This window comes from Aquitalea sp. ASV11, from assembly GCF_016429185.1.
Lineage (GTDB): Bacteria > Pseudomonadota > Gammaproteobacteria > Burkholderiales > Chromobacteriaceae > Aquitalea > Aquitalea pelogenes.
The window spans coordinates 1-292 of the sequence record NZ_JAELUD010000311.1; the positions used below are offsets into that span (position 1 = coordinate 1).

Genomic DNA, 292 nt, shown 5'->3' on the forward strand with positions numbered 1-292 from the left:
CAGTTCCTGCGGTTGCACGCGGTATTTGCGCGCCATGCTCATCAGGCTGTCGATGCGGCTTTCCACTTGTTGCAGCTGGCCCGGGTCTTCGTCGATGTCGCTGGCGTAGTCGCGCAGGCTGTACACCCTGTCTCTTATACACATCTGACGCTGCCGACGAACAGTAAGAGGGGGGGGGGGGGGGGGGGGGGGGGGGGGGGGGGGGGGGGGGGGGGGGGGGGGGGGGGGGGGGGGGGGGGGGGGGGGGGGGGGGGGGGGGGGGGGGGGGGGGGGGGGGGGGGGGGGGGGGGGG

General features: G+C 76.0%; 1 protein-coding gene. It reads right to left on the reverse strand.

Going from position 1 to position 292, the window contains the following annotated elements; translation table 11 throughout:
* Positions 1 to 292, reverse strand: a 292-nt coding sequence (locus tag JHD62_RS22325) for a hypothetical protein (protein ID WP_199104699.1), incomplete at both ends; no start/stop codon positions are given.